At 64.1% G+C, this 259-nt stretch carries 1 pseudogene; it reads left to right on the forward strand.

From position 1 onward, the window contains the following. Positions 1-259: pseudogene (locus tag HX846_RS40150) on the forward strand (hypothetical protein); the annotation flags it as partial.

Consider the following 259-nt stretch of genomic DNA (forward strand, 5'->3'; position numbering starts at 1 on the left):
CGACGCCGCTGTTCAGCGCGTTGCTCAACTACCGCCATAGCGCTGGCGGCGCGAGCGCCGAAGCGGTCTCGGCCTGGCAGGGTATTCAAGCGTTGCGCTCCGAGGAACGCACCAACTACCCGTTGACCCTGAGCGTCGACGACCTGGGCGAAGGCTTCAGCCTGAGCCTGTTGGCCTGCGCCCAGGTTGATCCGCAGCGGGTGTGCGCTTATCTGCAAACTGCCCTGGAGAATTTGGTACAGGCGCTGGAACAGGTACC

It is taken from the genome of Pseudomonas sp. K5002 (genome assembly GCF_013386655.1).
Classification (GTDB): domain Bacteria; phylum Pseudomonadota; class Gammaproteobacteria; order Pseudomonadales; family Pseudomonadaceae; genus Aquipseudomonas.